The sequence below is a fragment of the Pseudarthrobacter oxydans genome, from assembly GCF_013314975.1.
Taxonomy (GTDB): Bacteria; Actinomycetota; Actinomycetes; order Actinomycetales; family Micrococcaceae; genus Arthrobacter; species Arthrobacter oxydans.
In genome coordinates, this window is record NZ_JABTYH010000002.1 from 119,857 (window position 1) to 138,564 (window position 18,708).

Genomic DNA, 18,708 nt, shown 5'->3' on the forward strand with positions numbered 1-18,708 from the left:
GGTCAGGCCCCCTTCACGGGCAACAGGCGCGGATCGTAGGGGTCAAGGCCAACCGCCTCCGTGGGCGGCCCGTAGCCTGCCATCCGCATCACGGCCTGTTCATCCGCCGGCGACTTTCCGGGCAGCGTGGCGCAGATGGCCGCCAGGATCCTGGCGTGCGGAAGCTTGTCCCGGAGCAGCCCGAACTTCAGCATCTCCAGGCTCGGCCGGTACCGGATCAGCAGCTCCCGCCCTGCGGCGAAGTCCACCAGCGCGGTGTACTCGAGCACCATGGGCAGGTAGTCCGGCAACTCCCCCTGGGTGTCCACCAGGATGTCGCTTTGCCGGTAGGCCTTCTTGAAGCTGCCCAGCACTTCGCCGCGGCGCCGGGTGTCCCCGTCCGTCCAGTAGCTCAGGTGCAGGGCGTGGCGCCTGCTGAGGTCGAACTCCCGCACATAGTGCGCCTGTGCCTCCATCAGCGGCGTGGCTTCCAGCGCGTCCAGCACCTCCTGGAAGGGTTCGACGGCGCCCGGGAACTCCGCGAGCGCGGCGCGCATGAGCGGGACCTTGCCCAGGAGGTCCTGGTCCGGGTAGGACAGGCACCACGCACCGGCCATGTACACCACCTGGTCGCGGCGGCTCACGGCTGGTCCTCCGCCGCGGCCAGGGTCCCCGGTTCGGGCCCCTTGTCCGGGAAGAGCCCCGGCGGAGCCCCGCGGCCGTCCCAGTTCAGCAGGTTCACCCTGCCCTTCAGGCTGGTTCCGGCTGATACCTCGTCGCTGGTCTGCCTGTCGCGCAGGGCGTTGAACGTGTCCACCGCAACCGGCACCGGCCTGCCGCTTGCCTCACCGAAAGGCGAGGAATCCTGCATGCCCGGGCCGCCGTCGAAATCCAGCGAGCAGCCCATCTCCTCCAGGTCATGCGCCTGCTCCACGTGCGCCTTGGGAATGACGTACCGCTCGTCGTACTTGGCGATGGCCATCAGCCGGTACATCTCGTACATGGTCTGCCCGTCCATGCCCACGGCCTCGGCGATGGACTCGTCCGGGTCGTTGCCCAGGCTGATGCCGCGCATGAACGCACGCATGGCCGCAAGCTTCTTCAGCACCGCGGTGACCCGGTCCGCGTCCCCGGCGGTGAAGAGCTCGGCGAGGTACTCCACCGGAATGCGCAGCGCATCAATGGCGCCGAACAGGTTGCCGTGGTCCTCGCCGTCGTGCCCCTGGTCCCGCAGCAGGTCCACCACCGGGGACAGCGGCGGCACGTACCAGACCATCGGCATGGTTCGGTACTCCGGGTGCAGCGGCAGGGCCACCTTGTACACCTTGGCCAGGGCGTACACCGGCGAGCGCCGGGCGGCGTCGATCCAGTCCTCCGGGATATCCTGCGCCCGGGCCTCCGCCTGGACGGCGGGATCGTTCGGGTCCAGCAGGACGTCCATCTGGGCGTCGTAGAGTTCCTGCGGGTCGGTGACGGACGCCGCCGCGGTGACCGCATCGGCGTCGTACAGAAACAGCCCAAGGTACCGCAGCCTGCCCACGCAGGTCTCCGAGCACACCGTGGGAATCCCCACCTCCACCCGCGGATAGCAGAAGGTGCACTTCTCGGCCTTGCCGGTCTTGTGGTTGAAGTAGATCTTCTTGTACGGGCAGCCGGTGACGCACTGCCGCCAGCCGCGGCACTTGTCCTGGTCCACCAGCACAATCCCGTCCTCCACCCGCTTGTAAATGGCGCCGGAGGGGCAGGAGGCCATGCAGGACGGGTTCAGGCAGTGCTCGCAGATCCGCGGCAGGTAGAACATGAAGGTCTGCTCGTACGCGAACTTGATCTTGTCCTCTGACTCGCGCCGGACTTTCTCCACCAGCGGGTCCAGGTGGCCGTTCTCCGCGGAGCCGCCCAGGTTGTCGTCCCAGTTCGCGGACCAGGTGACCTTGGTGTCCTCCCCCGTGATCAGGGATTTGGGCCGGGCTACCGGGAAGTCGTCGCCGAGGGGCGCGTCCACCAGGGTTTTGTAGTCGTACGTCCAGGGCTCGTAGTAGTCCTTGAGCTCGGGCTGGACCGGGCTGGCGAAGAGCCCGAACATCTTCTTCACCCGGCCGCCGGCCTTCAGGACCAGCTTGCCCCGCTTGTTCAGGTCCCAGCCGCCGCGCCATTTGTCCTGGTCCTCGTACCGGCGCGGGTACCCCTGGCCGGGCCGGGTTTCCACGTTGTTGAACCAGACGTACTCGGTGCCCGCCCGGTTGGTCCACGCCTGCTTGCAGGTGACCGAACACGTGTGGCAGCCGATGCACTTGTCCAGGTTCATCACCATGCCCATTTGAGCCATGACCCTCATCAGTACTGCACCTCCTGTGAGCGGCGGCGGACCGTGGCCACCATGTCCCGCTGGTTTCCGGTGGGGCCGAGGTAGTTGAACGCGTACGCCAGCTGGGCGTAGCCGCCAATCAGGTGCGACGGTTTGACCAGCAGCCTGGTGACGGAGTTGTGGATGCCGCCGCGCCGTCCGGTGGCCTCCGACTTCGGCACGTCGATGGTGCGTTCCTGCGCGTGGTGGACGTACACCACACCCGCGGGCATCCTGTGGCTGACGATCGCCCGGGCCACCAGGACGCCGTTGATGTTCAGGCATTCCACCCAGTCGTTGTCCCGGACCTGGATGGAGTCGGCGTCGGCCGGGCTCATCCAGACGGTGGGTCCGCCGCGGGACAGCGAGAGCATCAGCAGGTTGTCCTGGTATTCGGAGTGGATGGACCACTTGGAGTGCGGCGTCAGGTACCGGACCACCACCTCCAGCTGCCCGTTCCGGCCCAGTTTGGGTTCGCCGAAGAGCCGGTGCATGTCCAGCGGCGGCCGGTAGATGGGCAGCGCCTCCCCGATGTCCGTGATCCAGTCGTGGTCCAGGAAGAAGTGCATGCGGCCGGTGAGGGTGTGGAAGGGTTTGAGGCGCTCGATGTTGATGGTGAAGGGGGCGTAGCGGCGGCCGCCCGTCTCCGAGCCCGACCATTCGGGCGACGTGATCACCGGCACCGGGGCCGCCTGGGTCTGGGCGAACGTGATGAACTTTTCCTCGGACCCCTCGGACAGGTCCGCCAGTTTCCGCCCGGTCCGGATCTCCAAATCCTTGAAGCCCTGCACGGACAGCGCACCGTTGGTGGTGCCGGAGAAGGCCAGGATGGCCTCCGCCATCTTGGCGTCGGTGTCCATGGCCGGGCGGCCGTCCGCGGCGCCCCCGAGCATCACGCCGTTCGAGTGGCTGAGCCGCTGGAGCGGCCCGGCCAGTTTGTAGGTGACGTTCTTGACGGTGAAGCCCAGCTTGTCCGCAAGGGGCCCGACGGCGGCCAGCTTGTCCGCGATGGTTGTATAGTCCCGCTCCACCACGGAAAAGACGGGCATGTTCTGCCCCGGCACGGCGGGGATGTCCGGCTTCCGCCAGTCCCGGACCGTCCCGCCGGGCTGGGCGAGCTGGCCCGGGGTGTCGTGCTGCAGCGGCACGCTCACCAGGTCGCGCCGGATGCCCAGGTGGGTCTTGGCCATCTTCGAAAACTCGCGGGCCAGCAGGTGGAAGGTGTCAAAGTCGGTCTTGGTTTCCCAGGGCGGGTCGATGGCCGGGGTGAACGCATGCACGAACGGGTGCATGTCCGTGGAGGACAGGTCGTGTTTCTCGTACCAGGTGGCGGCGGGGAACACGACGTCGGACAGCAGGGTGGTGGAGGTCATCCGGAAGTCGGCGGAGACCAGCAGGTCCAGCTTCCCTTCCGGCGCCTGCTCGTGCCATTTCACATTCGTGGGTTTGAGCCCCTCCGCATGGTCCTCGCCCAGGACGTTGTTGTGGGTGCCCAGCAGGTTCCGCAGGAAGTACTCGTTGCCCTTCGCCGAGGACCCGAAGAGGTTGGAGCGCCACAGGACCAGGGTGCGCGGCCAGTTCTCCGGGGCATCCACGTCCTCGATGGCCGGGTTCAGGGTTCGGCTCTTGAGTGCGTCCGCGATATAGCTGGGGGTGTCCTTGGCGGTTCCGGCGGCGACGGCGGCCTCCGCCTCGTCGGCGAGGTCCAGGGGGTTGCGGTCGAACTGCGGGTAAAACGGCATCCATCCAAGCCGCGCGGACTGGGCGATGGCGTCCGCGGTGTGCAGGCCGTCCAGGGCGCCGGTGGACAGCGGGGACTTCAGCGCATCCGCTGAATATCCGTCCTGGCGCCACTGGTCCGTGTGCATGTACCAGTACCCGGTGCCGATCATGGTGCGCGGCGGCCTGGACCAGTCCAGGGCATTGGCCAGCGACACCCAGCCGGTGATGGGTCGGGTCTTTTCCTGCCCCACGTAGTGCGCCCAGCCGCCCCCGTTCCGTCCCATGCAGCCGGTCAGCATCACCAGCGCCAGGATGGCCCGGTACGTGGTGTCGCCGTGGAACCACTGGCAGATCCCGGCGCCCATGATGATCATGGACCGGCCCCTGGACTGCTCGGCGTTGCGGGCGAACTCGCGGGCCACCCGGATGCAGGCCTGGGCGGGAACGGACGTGATCTCCTCCTGCCAGGCCGGGGTGTAGGGAGTGGAGGCGTCGTCGTACCCGGCGGCCCACTCGCCGGGGAGGCCTTCGCGGCCCACGCCGTACTGCGCGAGCATGAGGTCGAACACCGTGGTGGCCAGCTGGCCTTCCACCTCGATGACGGGCACGCCGCGGCGGAGCACGCTGCCGGTGCCGTCCGCCTGCTCGAAGCACGGGAGCAGGATCTCGGCGCTTTCTCCCGAGACCTCCCGCAGCGACAGCGCCGGTTCCATCCCCTCGAGGTCCAGGTTCCACCTGCCCTCGCCGCTGCCGGAGTAGCGGAACCCCATGGAACCGTTCGGGACGGCGGGTCGGCCTGCCTTCTTGTCGAACAGGACGGTGCGGAAGGCAGCGTCCTCAGCCCCGGACTCCGCCGGGATGTCACGCGCGGTGAGGAATTTCGACGGCGTGAGGGCGCCGTCGTCGCGCTTTTCCAGGCGGACCAGGAACGGCAGGTCCGTGTACTGCTTCACGTAGTCCGTAAAGAAGGGCACCTGCCGGTCCACGAAGAATTCCTTGAGCGTCACGTGGCCCATGGCCATTGCCAGCGCGGCGTCGGTTCCGGCCTGGGCGGGAAGCCATTCGTCGGCAAACTTGGTGTTGTCCGCATAATCCGGGCTGACGGTGACCACCTTGGTGCCGCGGTACCGCACCTCGGCCATCCAGTGAGCGTCCGGGGTGCGGGTGACGGGAACGTTGGAGCCCCACATCATGAGGTAGCGCGCGTCCCACCAGTCGCCGGACTCGGGCACGTCCGTCTGGTCCCCGAACACCTGCGGGCTGGCCACGGGGAGGTCCGCGTACCAGTCGTAGAAGGAGGTCATCACGCCGCCGATGAGCTGGATGAAGCGGGTTCCCACCGCGTGCGAAACCATGGACATCGCCGGGATGGGCGAGAAGCCGGCGCAGCGGTCCGGGCCGTAGGTCTTGATGGTGTTGACGTGCGCGGCGGCGGCAATCTCGATGGCCTCCTGCCAGGACACCCGGACCAGGCCGCCTTTGCCGCGGGCCTGCTGGTAGCGGCGCCGCTTGTCCGGGTCCGCGGCGATCTCGGCGAAAGCGTGCACAGGGTCGCCAAGCCGGGCCTTCGCCTCGCGGTACATCTCCACCAGGACCCCGCGGGCGTAGGGAAAGCGGACCCGGGTGGGCGAGTAGGTGTACCAGGAAAAGGCCGCCCCGCGGGGGCAGCCTCGTGGTTCGTATTCAGGGCTGTCCGGCCCCACCGAGGGGTAGTCGGTCTGCTGGGATTCCCAGGTGATGATGCCGTCCTTGACGTACACCTTCCAGGAGCAGGACCCGGTGCAGTTCACGCCGTGGGTGGAGCGGACCACTTTGTCGTGGCTCCACCGGTCGCGGTAGAAGATGTCCCCCTTGCGGCCGCCCTCCCGGAAGACTGCCCTGCCGTCGTCGGTCTGGTCCCACTTCGTGAAAAACCGGCCCACCTTCAGCATTGCATCCGATGCTGCTCCGTCTACCCCCGGGACAAAACTCTCCTCAGCCATGCTGCCACGGTAGGTGTGGCTCCGGCGGGCGAGTAGGGTCTTTCGACTGGTTGCGTTTTGGGCGGGGCGGGACTAGGTTTCGGCTCGCCGGGTGATTCTTCCGGCCGTAGGCTGAAAACCGCAGGCAGCGGACAGGAGACAAGCGGTGGCCGGGACAGCATTGACAGGAACAACGGTGGCGGAGCTGATGGCCGAACTGGCGGAGCTCGAGGACCCGAGGGCACGCGAGGTGAACGAGCGGCACGGCGATGACCACGGCGTGAACCTCAGCAAGCTCCGCGCCATCGCCAAGCGGCTGAAGACCCAGCAGGACCTTGCCCGCGAGCTGTGGGCCACCGGCGACACAGCGGCCAGGCTGCTGGCGCTCCTTGTCTGCCGGCCCAAGGCCTTCGGGCGGGATGAACTGGACGCCATGCTGCGCGAGTCGCGCGCGGCCAAGGTGCAGGACTGGCTGGTGAACTACGTGGTGAAGAAGGGCCCGCACGCCGAAGACCTGCGCGTGGCCTGGCTGGCCGACCCGGATCCCGTGGTTGCCGCTGCCGGCTGGGCACTGACCAGCGAGCGCGTGGCCAAGGCGCCCGAGGGCCTGGACCTTCCGGGGCTGCTGGACGTCATCGAGGCAGAGATGAAGGACGCCCCGGACCGGCTGCAGTGGGCCATGAACACCTGCCTCGCCCAGATCGGAATCGAGCACGCCGGGCACCGGGCGCGGGCACTGGAGATCGGCGAGCGCCTGGAGGTGCTCAAGGACTATCCCACGTCTCCGGGCTGCACGTCCCCCTTCGCCCCCGCCTGGATCAACGAGATGGTCCGCCGGAACAATGGCTGACGTCCGGGTGGTGCGCTGAGCCCCTCATACCTCCTCCTCTAGAAAACTACAGTCACTGCATGATAAATTGCAGTTACTGCAATTTATCGACAGGAGAAAGACATGTCAGGCTTCTCAAGGCGACCATAATGACCTCCCCGCTGGTCATCGACGCCAGGAACATCAGCAAGAGTTACGGCAAAGGATCCAGCACGTTCCACGCCCTCAAGGACGTCACGCTGCAGGTGGCGCCAGGGGAAAGCGTAGCCATCGTCGGGAAGAGCGGGTCCGGCAAGTCCACCCTGATGCATATCATCGCGCTGCTGGACACGCCGGATTCCGGCAGCCTCTCCTTCAACGGCCGCGACGCCCTGGCACTGCCGCCGAAGAAGGCCAGCGAGCTCCGCAACAAGGAGTTCGGGTTCGTTTTCCAGCAGTTCTTCCTGACGCCGGAGACCAGCGTCATGGACAACGTGACCCTTCCACTGAAGATCGCCGGGGTGTCCCCCAGGGCACGCAGGGAACGCGCCCTGGCCGTGCTGCGGCAGTTCGAACTCGAGGACAAGGCCGCAAGCAACGCCAATGACCTCTCGGGAGGACAGAAGCAAAGGGTGGTGATCAGCCGAGCCCTCATCAACGAGCCAACGGTCATCTTTGCCGACGAACCAACCGGCAACCTCGACAGCGCAACCGGAGCAATCGTTGAAGACACCCTCTTCCAATTGAACCGGGACCGCGGCATTACCCTGGTCATCGTCACCCACGACGAGGATCTCGCGGCCCGCTGCGACCGCCAGGTCTTCATCCGCGACGGCGTGGTTGTTCCCTCCGGGGCGGGAGTGGCTGCCGCATGAAAGCCACCGATCTGGTCGGGTCCGCTGCCCGCAACACCCTGCGCAGCAAGCTCCGCACCACGCTGACAGTGCTGGCCCTGTTCATCGGGGCGTTCACCCTGACGCTGACGACGGCCGTGGGTGCGGGAGTCACGGACTACGTCACCAAACAGGTGGCTTCGCTGGGAGCCGATGACGTTTTCATCGTCACCAGGACCGCCGGGGATACAACCGAAGGTCCGCGTGCGTATGACCCGAAGACATCCAGTGCGTCGTCCGCAACGGGTGGCCCCGCCCTGCCAGGGGCCGGACAAAGCGACCCGATGACGGAGGCTGACCTTGAAAAACTCGCAGGGATAAGCGGCATTTTCCGGGTTGACCCTGTCCAGGCGGTGGCTGTTGACTTTGTGCAGTACAACGGCGGCGGGCAATTCGAGCTCAGCGTCAATCCCACATCCTCGATCACCCGGGCAGACCTCCTCGCCGGCGCCCAGCTTTCCGAGTCCTCCGGGACGCGCGAACTGGTCCTTCCCGCCGACTACGTGGACGCGCTTGGATTCGCCGATGCCCAGGACGCCGTCGGCGCGGTGGTCCCACTGGGCATCACGGACGTGCTCGGTGCGCGGCACCAGGTGGACGGCACCGTCGTTGGAATCTCCCAGGAGAGCCTGCTGCCCTCCGGCGGCGGGGCCAACCCTGCCATGGTGTCAGCCCTGGCTGAAGCGCAAAGCGCCGGCATCGACACCGGCCCCGCCCGGTACCCCCTCGCCGTCGCCTACTTTGATCCGGCCCTTTCAAGCGCCCAGGTAAGCGACCTCCAGGAAAGTGTGGCGGCTGCCGGTTTTGGGGTCCAGACCATCCAGGACCAGCTGGGCGTCATCAAAACGGTCATTGACGGGATCATCGGCGTACTCAACGCCTTCGCCATCGTCGCCCTGGTGGCCGCGGCCTTCGGCATTGTCAACACGCTGCTGATGAGCGTGCAGGAACGCACCCGTGAAATCGGGCTCATGAAAGCCATGGGCATGCGGGCCGGCAAAATCTTCGCACTCTTCAGCCTCGAAGCTGCCTTCATCGGCTTCCTCGGCAGCCTGATCGGGGTCGCGGCGGCGGTGCTGGCCGGCAGCGCGCTGAACGCGGCGCTGTCCGCGGGACCGCTGTCTTCCCTGCCCGGGCTGAACATCCTCCTGTTCGAGCCGGGCGCCATCATGGGCATTATGCTGCTCATCATGGCTATTGCCTTCATCTCCGGGACCCTGCCGGCGAGCAGGGCAGCCAGGAAGAACCCCATCGACTCCCTTCGCTACGAATAAGAGGCAGGAACCACGCATGACAGACCAGCGGGAACCCGGCCTGCGCCAGCGCAAGCAGGCCGCGACGGCGCTCACCATTGAGCGGAGCGCCGTGGGCCTGGTCCAGGAGCACGGCTTCCAGGCCGTCACAGTGGACATGATCTGCGCTGCCAGCGGTGTCTCACAGCGGACGTTCTTCAACTACTTCAAGACAAAGGACCAGGCGATCCTCGGGGCCGGACCCGGCAGGCTGGATGAACGGCGCGTACGGGAGTTCCTGGCCTCGGACTCACCGGATCTGCTGGCTGGGATCCTGGACCTCCTGGCGACCCTCGCTCCCGTGGGCACCGAGGACAGGGCCCTGGCAGCAGACCGGATGGGCATTATCAGCCGCACCCCGGCCCTGATGCAGAAGGAGATTGAACGGCTTTCCGACGTGTACGAGGAGCTCAAGGAGGTCCTCTATCTCCGGCTGCGCCGCTCCGCGCCTGCAAACGAACCTCCGGAGGAGACCCGAGCCCAGAGCGCCTTGATAGCCCACCTCATTCCGGGAATACTCCGGTTCACCCTGGAACAGCAGAACAGCGGCAACCCGGGGCACCCGCATGCCGGGACGGAACAGCTCCTCGCCGGGGCGCTCCAGAAGCTGCTCCCCGCTGCTCCGGCAGGGGAAACTGCTGCCACATGAGGCGGAGCCCCCGCGCGAGTCTGGCTCCAGCGCGGGGGCTCCCTGGTGCTTCCGTGTTGGGGAATAACGTGGAAACAGATAGAAACTTACAGCCGCCTAGAGTCCCGAACGTCCATTTCGCAGGGTTGCCGCAAATCTTGATTAAACATTGAGCAGAGACCGTTCAAGCAGTGCTGCCGGACGCAGCACCGTGCACAAGCAGCGGTGATTAAGCGCTTGCTTCAGGCCCTAATCGGCTTCGGGCGCATCCGTGGCGTCCGGATCCTCTTCGGGTTCAAACGTGTTGGGTTCGGCATCCGCGCCGATCCCCACGCCGTCATCCTTGCCGGGAACACCGCCGTCGCCCTTCCCCTGCGCAGTGGCCGTACCCTCCTGCGGATCATCCTCAGGCAGTGAATCTGGTGAGTTGACAGTCATCGCTCCTCCTTCATTGGCCGGTCCTTCACGCTAACAGCCCCCGGCAGGAAAGGCGCGGATACAGCCCAGGAATTTAAGGCCGACGGCGGACGGGCGCCGCCGCGCGGAGGATCATCTCCAGGCCCGCCGGACTTCCGGGCCAGTGCCGCTCAAGCACCCCGGGACCCGCCCGTTTGAGCACCGAACGAAGCACCAGCGCCACGATCACGGCGTCATCCGCATAGCCGATCACCGGTACAAAGTCCGGCACCAGGTCGATGGGGAGGAGCAGGTAGGCGAGCAGCAGCACCAGCCGCACCCGGACACCGGCGGCCAGTGTCCGGTCAGCGGCCAGCCTCCGGACCAGCCGGAGCAGGTCCGGGAGCAGGCGCAGCGCGTCCTTCATGGAGACGGTCTCGGGGTGGCGCCGCGCATAGATCCACAGGAGCACAAGGAGCACCGCGTACGCCAGCAGCAGGCCGGCCGCAATTCCAGCGACGGTTTCCCAGGTCATTTCCGCCTCTTTCACAGGGCCGGTGGTGGACGCCGGCTTCTGACTGAGGGTACGCCACGGAACGCTCCTGCTACGGCGTCATCCGGTAGCCCACGCCGCGGACGGTCTCCACCCAGCGGGGATTCTGGGAGCTGTCGCCCAGGCGCTTGCGCAGGTTGCCCACATGCACCTCGACGGCGCGTTCTTCCCCCGCGGTGACAAAGGAGCCTGTGTTGTACGGCTCGTTGCGGAGCCGCCGCACCAGGTCCGCCTTGGTCTGGACGGTCCGCCCGTTCTCCATCAGGACCAGGAGGATGTCGAACTGGGTGCGCGTCAGGTCCACGGGTTCCCCATTGATCGACGCCTGGCGGGACGCCTCATGGAGGGTCAGTCCCCGGTGGGCGAAATCGCAGCAGCCCGGCGCCGGAGGCGAACCGGGTTCACCCTCCGTACCCGCGTGCGGCCCGTGAGGGTCAGCGTGCTGGGCTTGCGGCGGTGAGTGCCGATCGCCCCTTCGTGGCGGAAGCGCCCGCTCCGCCGGCGCCTCCCGCAGGGTCCGCGGCCGCCGGAGCATGGCCGCAATCCGGGCACGCAGTTCACGCGGGCGGAAGGGTTTGGTGAGATAGTCGTCCGCGCCGGCCTCGAACCCCATCAGGGTGTCGGCCTCGTCCACCCTGCCGCTGACGATGATGAGGTAGGCGTCGCTGAACGTCCGGATCCGCCGGGACGCCTCAATGCCGTCAAAGTCCGGAAGGCCAACATCCATGGTGACAATGTCCGGGTTGTGTGCACGGACGGCATCCACGCCCGCAACGCCCGAGGATGTTGAATGGACGGCGAACCCCGACTGCTGCAGCACTTCCGTCAGCGTTGTCCTGATGTCGTCGTCGTCTTCCACCACCACGGCAACACCGCGCTCCACCATGCACTCCCCCAAGCTTCACTTCATGTTGCGCCCAGGTTTCCCTCAAGCACATTCAAGGAACATTCGGAGAAACGGGCAATATGGATTGCTTTTATTATTCCGCACCTTGGGACGGGTATGAGCCTAGCCCAGTAATTGCAAGTGAGCTTATTTGCTTCGTCCAAATTGAGCAGTTCTTGAGCTTTGGCAAATATTGCGTATTTTCTGAGATTTGCCTCACTAAAAATCAAGTCTGTTGAGCTATTGCCTTCTGCAGAGTTCCTGGCTGAAGATCAACGTGTGCTCCTCAGGGGCGCAATTGCTCGCTGGGAGCAACCGAAAAGGGGCGTTTCATGGCTGATTTTCGTTTTTTTGTCTCACATCCCACGCGCCGGACGAAACCGCTGGCACTGCTGGCAGCGGCCGCCGTCGCAATGCTTGCCTGCGTGCCGCCCGCCCAGGCAGCGGACACCACGCCCATGGATCCCAATCCGGGGCCCGCAGGCAACTTCGCCTGGAAGGGTTTCAACTGGGAGAAGCGGTTCTGGGGCGGCGCCCCGCAGTACAACAAGGCCTTCGCAGCCGCGAACGTCAGCAACCCGGACGCCAACGGCCACATCACCATGAACCTGACCAATCCCACCGGTGAAGCTCCTGTGGGAGCCGAGTTCCAGTCCACGCGGAAAGGGTTCGGGTACGGGACCTACAGCACCACCGTGGAAAAGAACCTGCAAACGCTGCAGAAAGAGGTGGTGTGGGGCTGCCTGTTCACCTACGATCCCCTCGCCGAACCGGGCTATAACGAAATCGACCTTTGCGAGGCCTCCGCCTGGGGCGGCGGCGCCGCGTACGGGCAATCCTGGCCGGTGACCCAGGGCCACGGCTACTGGTTTGATGCCACCAAGCCTCCCGGCGAGGGCAACAACACCACGGTCTTCGACGTCACGCCGGACCCGATCACCACCCACCGTATGGTGTGGGAGCCGGGGAAGATCACGTTCGAAACCTTCGCCGGCGAAGGATTCGCCGGGAGCCTGCTGAAGCGCACCGTCCTGGAAGGGGCCACCGTCCCGGTGCCGGCCCAGGAGCAGATCCACTTCAACCTCTGGGTCACCGGGGGCGGCGGCGGGGATCCTGCCCGTGTAAAACCGGAAAGCGTGGTGATCAGGGATTTCTCCTTCGTCGCCGCTTCCGGCCCAGCGCCCGCGGAACCCGTCTCGGCCATCAAGCTGAGCGCCGCCACCACCAAGGCAAAGTCGGTCAGCACCACTACCCTTGCGTGGACGGGGGCCACCGGCACCAGCGTCACCCTGTGGATCAACGGGACATCGAAGACCGTGGCCAACACGGGCTCCTACGTCAACAAAATCAAGGGTGGCAAAACCACGTCCTACAAAGTGTGCGATGCCGCGGGGTGCTCCAACGTGGTCAGCGTGGTGACCTGACCCGCCTGGAGTGTCTGGAAACCTGGCATGCCGGCGGTTGGGCCCGGCATGGGAAACGCAGGGCGCCCGTGAGGACGCCCTGCGTTTCACCGGGGCTGGCCCCAGGGACAGCCTTTGGCTCAGGCCTTCGTCCCGCGGACCGGGACGATCCTCTTGATGGCCAGGCCCAGCGCAAGGAGCGCAAAGGCCGCGAGGGCGAACCAGAACACGTCCCCCGCGCCGGTCATGGCGAGGGTTCCGGAACCGGCTCCGGCTGCTGCGGGAACTGCTGGATTGTTATACATGGTTCTTACCAGGCTTTCTTTTTGTTAAACGCTGCGTCTGTGTACGCCTTCGCGTGAACCAGTTGCAGGAAAAGGTCGATCACCAGCTCGTACATGGTGGCGGCCGCGAGCATGTATCTCCATCCCCGGAGCCGCACCGTCACCACCCGTTCGATCACGAAGACACCGGTCACGGCAAGCCAGAACGGCTGGATGTGCAGCCCTGCTCCCGTGCCCAGTGCAACCGCCACCGTGCTGAGGTAGCCGAGCGTCACCAGGACACCGGCCACCGAAAGAAACTGCCTCCCCCAGTAGGGCCGGGTGACCCGCGTCCAGCCGTACTGGACGCAGTTCTCCACCGCCCCGCGCTTCCACCGCAGGCGCTGCGCCCAGAGCTCCCGCCAGGTGGGCATGACCTCTGTCACCAGGGTGCAGTCGGCGGGGGATTTGATCCGGTACTTCAGCGTCAGCAGGGCAAAGGACAACTCGTTGTCCTCGGTCAGGACCGACGTGTCGTAGACGCCGCCCCTGCCGTTGCCACGAGGGAGCGTGCCATCCAGCCTGGCCGCTGACACGTCACGGAGCGTCCGGACCCGGAACAGTGCGGCCGTGCCGGTGACCACCAGGCATTTGCCGTGCAGCCGCCGCACGTCCCTGGCGTACCGGGCGTATTCATTCCTCTGCAGGTGGCCAACGAACCCGCCACCCTCGCCGCCCCGGAACACACCGCCCACGGCGCCAAGCCGCGAATCAGCCGTGAGGTGCCTCACCGAGCGCTCAATGAAGTCCGGCGAGAGCTGCGAATCGGCGTCCTGCACCAGGATCATGTCCTCGGGTGCAGCCTCCGGCAGCAGTTCAGCGAGCACGAAGTTGAGGGCACCGGCCTTCTTGTCCGTATTCCCAACGGTTGATACCACCTCGGCGCCTGCCGCCAGGGAAATAGCTTCCGTTTTATCGGTGCAATTGTCTGCAACCACAATTACCCGGTCCGGGATTAGTGTCTGGTTTTGGAGGGACAAGAGCGTCGCATGGATTCCCGCGGCCTCATTGTGGGCCGGGATGATGACCGTGATCACAGGGGTGCCCCTGCCAAAAGCTCAAGCATGAATGATGCCTGTAATTGCGACGCCGCGCACATTTTTCCCCGCTGAAACCATTTGAAGTTCTATTGGCTTTGAGTGTTTCAACGCGAACTCAAATCACTTGCACAGAAGAAGCAAAGAAACTACAAGCTTCAATCAAGACGGCCGCACGCACCTCACCGCAGGATGCTGCGGCCTTGAGACTCAGGAGAGGCGCCGGGGTCTCCGATACCAGTAGGCGCCCGGCCTCGAGGGGCAACAAGAAGAACCAGAAGCGCACAGAATCCGCACAAAATCTCTTGACTACTCACGGAATGCACTGTTACAAATTATGTAACGTCCGTTCTGAAACGATACAAAACCTCTTGTCCTCATCAAAGGAGATGACCGTGACCCTTGCTGCCCCCACATCCAATAACCCAGGCTCTTCACCCACCCATGCCGGGTCGGCCAGGAAATCCCTGGCTGCCGGCCTCGCCGCAGCAGCCCTGCTGGGTGGGGCCGGCATGGTTGCCACCACGCCGGCCGCCTACGCCGAACCCAGCAACTACCGCTTCGACTTCGGGAGCGGGCCCGTGGAGCACGGGTACACCGGAGTCAGCGCCGCAGACGCCTACAGCCCCGAAGCCAGGTATGGCTTCAACACCCCTGAGCACATGGCCAACGTTTCCGCCAAGGGCACCGGGGCCGGGAGCGATGCCGTACGCTTCCTCCAGTTCGGGACCAAGAGCGCCAACACATTCAACGTGGACCTGAAGGAAGGCCTCTACAGGGTCACTGTCACGCTGGGCGACACCTCCCGGGCCAGCATCGCGGCCGAAGGCGTGTTCCAGGAAATGAACCTAACCGGAAACGGCGCCACGGCCTCCTTTGAGATTCCGGTGACGGACGGCCAGCTGAACCTGCTGGTTACGGAGGGCAAGGTTGGCACGGCCTTTACCCTGAGCTCGCTGGAGATCGACAAGGTCTCACGCCACCCGGAGATGGACCCCACCATCTGGGTGGGCGGCGACTCCACCGTGGCCAGCTACTACCCGCTGCACAACAGCATCCAGGGAGGCTGGGGCCAGATGCTGCCCCAGTACGTGGACCCGGCCGCGTTCGACATCCGGAACATGGCCACCGGCGGACAGATTGCCCGGGGCTTCCGCAATGACGGGCAGCTCGCAGCCATCCTCCAGTACATCAAGCCAGGAGACCTGTTCCTGCTGGAAATGGGCATCAACGACACGGCAGCCAAGAACGCCACCACGGAGGCGGAGTTCAAGGAGATCATGCGTGACATGGTCCGCCAGGTGGCTGCCACCGGTGCTACGCCGGTGCTGGTCACCCCGCAGGGCCGCGCCACGGACTTCGTGGACGGGGTACACACCTCGGTCAACCGCTGGTACCGCAACTCAACGGTTGCCCTGGCGGAGGAGGAAGGCGTGCACCTGGTTGACCTGAACGTCCTGGCGTCCGCCTACTTCACGAAGATTGGCCCGGAAGCCACCCTGGCGCTGTTCATGACGGGAGACACCCTGCACCCCAACCGGGCCGGCGCCTCAGAACTGGCGCGGCTGGTGGCAGAGGACCTTTACCGCCAGGGCCTATAGGGCAGAGTTGCTGGACCAGGACCGCCGAGCAGGATCTCTAGACAGGGTTTCCTGCATCACGTTCCCTGGACCCAGGGGTTCCTGGATCCAGTTTCCTAGATCCAGTCAGCGGAGAAGTCCTGCGGCGGCCACCATCGGGTCCGCGCCTGGACGTGGAACCTGCGGCCGGTGACTTCCGTGGGATTGATCCGGATCAGGTGCTCCTTGAGGCCGGATTCCCACGGTTCACGGTCCGGATCGGCCAGTTCAAGGGGCACGTTGCCGTCTGCCACGGGCTCGGGTATCCCTTTGACCACCACGCTCCACACTTCCGTGCTGTACGCGTTGAGCCCGTCTGTTTCCAGGGCCACGAGGGTTCCTGCAAGCAGGGAGTACAGCTTGGTGCCGGGGGCGGTCCTGAAATACAGGGCCCCTTCCGCGGGTACAAAGTTCACGGGGAAAATTTCCGGGGTGGTGCCGTTAATGACTGCCAGCCTGCCGATGTAGGAGGAACGCAGGTACTTCCAGCATTCCTCCTCGGGCAGGATTTCAGTTTTGGGTCCCGAGGGTGAGTTCTCCATGGCCCGAAGTCTAGGCCTCCGTGAACCGGCGGGAGTAGGGTCTTCCTTCCCGTGCGCTCAAGCCCGCTCAGCCTGCCTGCCCGGGCGGACGGATGATCCGGCGCCGGGTGGCGGCCGCGATGGCTGCCGTCCTGTTGTCCACGCCGAGCTTCCCGTAGATGTGGACCAGGTGCGTTTTGACCGTGGCTTCCGAGATGAACACCTGTTTGGCGATGGCGCGGTTGGACAGCCCGGTGGCCAGCAGTTCGAGCAGCTGGACCTCCCGCGGGGTGAGTGAGGTGCCCGGGTTGGTGATGCGTTTCATGAGCAATGCGGCGGCCCGCGGTGCCAGGACTGTTTCCCCCGCGGCCGCAGCGAACACGGCCTGCCTGATCTGCTCCGGCGGGGCGTCCTTGAGCATGTAGCCGCTGGCGCCGGCCTCTACGGCGGAGAGGATATCGGCGTCGGTGTCGTAGGTGGTCAGGATGAGGACGGGCGGGGGCGCAGCCAGCTTCCGGATCGCGGCGGTGGCGGCTACCCCGTCCATGCCCGCGCCCATCTGCAGGTCCATCAGCACCACGTCCACGCCTTCGCCCAGCATCGCCAGGCGCGAGAGTTCGTTCAGGGCGGCTTTCCCGTCCGCGGCCTCCGCTGCGATGGAGATGCCGTCAAACTCGGTGAGCATGGCCCTCAGCCCGGCGCGGACCACAGGATGGTCGTCCACCAGCAGGACGCGCACGTCAGTCACCGGCATCTCCCCCGGCAGGGTCGAGCGGCAGGCGGATGGCCACCACGGTTCCCTCGCCCGGGGCGGTCTCCAGCTCCAGGGAACCGCTGAGGGCTTCTACCCTTTCCCGCAATGAACGGAGGCCGAATCCGCTGCCGTCCGCGCCGCCGTCGTGCCCTGCCCCGGCTGTTCCAGCCCCAGCGCTTCCTGTCCCGGCAGCTCCTGTCCGGGAGCTTCCCGCCCCAGCGCTTCCTGCCCCGGCCGCTCCTGCCCCGGCGGCGAGGTCAGGGTCAAAGCCCACGCCGTCGTCGTAAATGTCCATGGTGACTTCCGTGCCAAGGAAGGTGAGCGTGACCACGGCGTTGCCTGCGCTGGCGTGGTCGCGGACGTTCGCGAGGCTCGCCTGGGCCGCGCGGAGCAGCGCCACCTGGTGCGGTTGCGGCAGTTCGGCCGGCTCCCCGTCCACCTCCAGCCGGCAGCGGAGCGCCGCTCCCCCGGCCGCTGCGCTCCGTCCGGTCTCTTCGCAGAGCCGGCGCAGGGCCTCCACCAGCGTGGTGTCGTGCAGCTGGGGGGAGGAGAGGCCGCGGACAAAGCTCCGGGCTTCGGCCAGGTTGTCTGCAGCCGTCTGCTGCATCATCGCCACCCGCGACCCTGCGGTTACCGGATCCCCGTGCGCCAGCGACTGCTCCGCAGCCCGTGCAAGCAGCACGATGCTGGAGAGGCCCTGCGCCAGGGTGTCGTGGATTTCCCGGGCCAGCCGCTCCCGTTCCGCCAGCACCCCGGCTTCATGCTGGGATGCCGCCAGTTCCTGGCGGGTGCGGCGCAGTTCATCCGCGGCCCGCCGCTGGTTCTCCGCCTCCCGGTACAGCGCAACATACGCAAGGCCGGTGATGACGGCGAAGGCGGCACCAAACAGCGGGCCGACGACGGCGGCCGCGTGCGGAACCGGGTCACCGCTGGCGGACCACTGGGAGGCGATGACCGCGGCTGTCATCAGTGCGATGGTCAGCAGCGCGGCACGCCGCGGCAGCAGGTGCAGATGCAGGAAGAACAGGGGGAACGCCAGCCACGCAAAGTCGGCGCTCCCCGCCAGCAGGAGGACCCACAGCGCTGTCACCGCCGCCAGCCACTGGAGGCCGTAGCGGCGGGGATTGAACCGGATCCGGCCCGCGGCGTGGCGGTGTTCCAGCACGGTCCCGGTGAGGTACACCGCCGCCAGGACCAGCGCCAGGCCCGACCACAGGAACGGGAAGGAGCCCCGGGGGCCGGGCGCCAGCAGCCGGACCACGCCCACCACCAGCAGGGCTGCGAACCCGATGTGGAGCGTGACCCTCAGCACCCTCAGGATCGCCTCCGAGGACGCCGATTCCACTGCGCTCAGGGGGTCCTTGGGTGCATGGGCGCCGGAGGAGCCAGTGCCTGCGGCGCCGGGTCTGCCGGGTCCGCCGGAAGTGTTCAGGGCAGGGGTGGCGGACATGCCACCAGCTTATGCGCGCCCGGCCGGCGGAGGGTCAATCAAAAGGTTGACCCCGGGTTCCACCTTTCCTCCGTGGCGGATCAACTGCCCGCCCGATGGACCGCGGGCGGGCGGACGGGACAGTGGATGGAGACCTTAT

17 protein-coding genes are annotated in these 18,708 nt (G+C 66.2%); 6 read left to right on the plus strand and 11 right to left on the minus strand.

The annotated features are described in order from the left end of the window. Positions 1-2: 2 nt before the first annotated feature. The 3 genes from narJ to HTS88_RS02140 are packed head-to-tail and all read right to left on the minus strand — an operon-like array spanning position 3 to position 6,027. Positions 3-623, minus strand: a complete 621-nt coding sequence (gene narJ / locus HTS88_RS02130; protein WP_174175010.1) for a nitrate reductase molybdenum cofactor assembly chaperone — start codon at positions 621-623, stop codon at positions 3-5. Beyond that, on the minus strand, positions 620-2,314 hold the full coding sequence (gene narH, locus HTS88_RS02135) for a nitrate reductase subunit beta (protein ID WP_174175012.1): 1,695 nt from the start codon (positions 2,312-2,314) through the stop codon (positions 620-622). The genes narJ and narH overlap by 4 nt, the downstream gene beginning before the upstream one ends. Further along, a complete protein-coding gene (locus HTS88_RS02140; RefSeq protein WP_174175014.1) occupies positions 2,314-6,027 on the minus strand; it encodes a nitrate reductase subunit alpha in 3,714 nt (1,237 codons plus the stop codon). The genes narH and HTS88_RS02140 overlap by 1 nt, the downstream gene beginning before the upstream one ends. A gap of 187 nt (positions 6,028-6,214) precedes the next feature. Here HTS88_RS02140 and HTS88_RS02145 point away from each other — a divergent pair, with 187 nt between their 5' ends. From HTS88_RS02145 to HTS88_RS02160, 4 genes are all read left to right on the plus strand, one after another. Continuing rightward, positions 6,215-6,856 carry a DNA alkylation repair protein gene (locus HTS88_RS02145; protein ID WP_217432147.1) on the plus strand — a complete coding sequence of 214 codons (642 nt, stop codon included), beginning with the start codon at positions 6,215-6,217 and terminating at the stop codon, positions 6,854-6,856. Between the two features lie 128 nt (positions 6,857-6,984). Then, on the plus strand, positions 6,985-7,689 hold the full coding sequence (locus tag HTS88_RS02150) for an ABC transporter ATP-binding protein (protein WP_174175018.1): 705 nt from the start codon (positions 6,985-6,987) through the stop codon (positions 7,687-7,689). Then, positions 7,686-8,981: an ABC transporter permease gene (locus tag HTS88_RS02155; RefSeq protein ID WP_174175020.1), complete on the plus strand. Its 1,296-nt coding sequence runs from the start codon at positions 7,686-7,688 to the stop codon at positions 8,979-8,981. Before HTS88_RS02150 ends, HTS88_RS02155 begins: the two co-directional genes overlap by 4 nt. 16 nt (positions 8,982-8,997) lie before the next feature. Further along, positions 8,998-9,648, plus strand: coding sequence for a TetR/AcrR family transcriptional regulator (locus HTS88_RS02160; RefSeq protein ID WP_174175022.1), 651 nt, complete (start codon positions 8,998-9,000; stop codon positions 9,646-9,648). A 228-nt stretch (positions 9,649-9,876) separates the two neighbouring features. Here the strand turns inward: HTS88_RS02160 and HTS88_RS02165 are convergent, their stop codons facing one another. The 3 genes from HTS88_RS02165 to HTS88_RS02175 form a co-directional block, all read right to left on the minus strand. Next, a complete protein-coding gene (locus HTS88_RS02165) occupies positions 9,877-10,065 on the minus strand; it encodes a hypothetical protein (RefSeq protein ID WP_174175024.1) in 189 nt (62 codons plus the stop codon). A 73-nt stretch (positions 10,066-10,138) separates the two neighbouring features. Then, positions 10,139-10,558, minus strand: coding sequence for a YkvA family protein (locus HTS88_RS02170; RefSeq protein WP_174175026.1), 420 nt, complete (start codon positions 10,556-10,558; stop codon positions 10,139-10,141). A 70-nt stretch (positions 10,559-10,628) separates the two neighbouring features. Next, positions 10,629-11,462 (minus strand): response regulator transcription factor, encoded by an 834-nt coding sequence (locus tag HTS88_RS02175; RefSeq protein ID WP_174175028.1) that lies wholly within the window; start codon positions 11,460-11,462, stop codon positions 10,629-10,631. A gap of 332 nt (positions 11,463-11,794) precedes the next feature. On the opposite strand from HTS88_RS02175, the gene HTS88_RS02180 reads away from it, so the two are divergent. After that, entirely contained in the window at positions 11,795-12,886 is a 1,092-nt protein-coding gene (locus tag HTS88_RS02180) for a LamG domain-containing protein (RefSeq protein ID WP_246255900.1), read from the plus strand. Between the two features lie 119 nt (positions 12,887-13,005). On the opposite strand, the gene HTS88_RS02185 is transcribed toward HTS88_RS02180, so the two are convergent. Both HTS88_RS02185 and HTS88_RS02190 read right to left on the minus strand, forming a co-directional pair. Then, entirely contained in the window at positions 13,006-13,170 is a 165-nt protein-coding gene (locus HTS88_RS02185) for a hypothetical protein (protein ID WP_174175030.1), read from the minus strand. 5 nt (positions 13,171-13,175) lie between these two features. Next, complete coding sequence (locus HTS88_RS02190; protein ID WP_174175032.1) at positions 13,176-14,225, minus strand: glycosyltransferase; 1,050 nt, start codon at positions 14,223-14,225, stop codon at positions 13,176-13,178. Between the two features lie 395 nt (positions 14,226-14,620). Between HTS88_RS02190 and HTS88_RS02195 the strand changes: the two genes are divergently transcribed. Then, positions 14,621-15,826 carry a rhamnogalacturonan acetylesterase gene (locus HTS88_RS02195; RefSeq protein WP_310113669.1) on the plus strand — a complete coding sequence of 402 codons (1,206 nt, stop codon included), beginning with the start codon at positions 14,621-14,623 and terminating at the stop codon, positions 15,824-15,826. A gap of 95 nt (positions 15,827-15,921) precedes the next feature. Here the strand turns inward: HTS88_RS02195 and HTS88_RS02200 are convergent, their stop codons facing one another. From HTS88_RS02200 to HTS88_RS02210, 3 genes are all read right to left on the minus strand, one after another. Then, complete coding sequence (locus HTS88_RS02200; protein WP_174175034.1) at positions 15,922-16,386, minus strand: pyridoxamine 5'-phosphate oxidase family protein; 465 nt, start codon at positions 16,384-16,386, stop codon at positions 15,922-15,924. A gap of 67 nt (positions 16,387-16,453) precedes the next feature. Beyond that, positions 16,454-17,113, minus strand: coding sequence for a response regulator (locus HTS88_RS02205; RefSeq protein ID WP_174175036.1), 660 nt, complete (start codon positions 17,111-17,113; stop codon positions 16,454-16,456). Continuing rightward, positions 17,106-18,569, minus strand: a complete 1,464-nt coding sequence (locus HTS88_RS02210) for a sensor histidine kinase (protein ID WP_174175038.1) — start codon at positions 18,567-18,569, stop codon at positions 17,106-17,108. The genes HTS88_RS02205 and HTS88_RS02210 overlap by 8 nt, the downstream gene beginning before the upstream one ends. Positions 18,570-18,708: the final 139 nt, after the last annotated feature.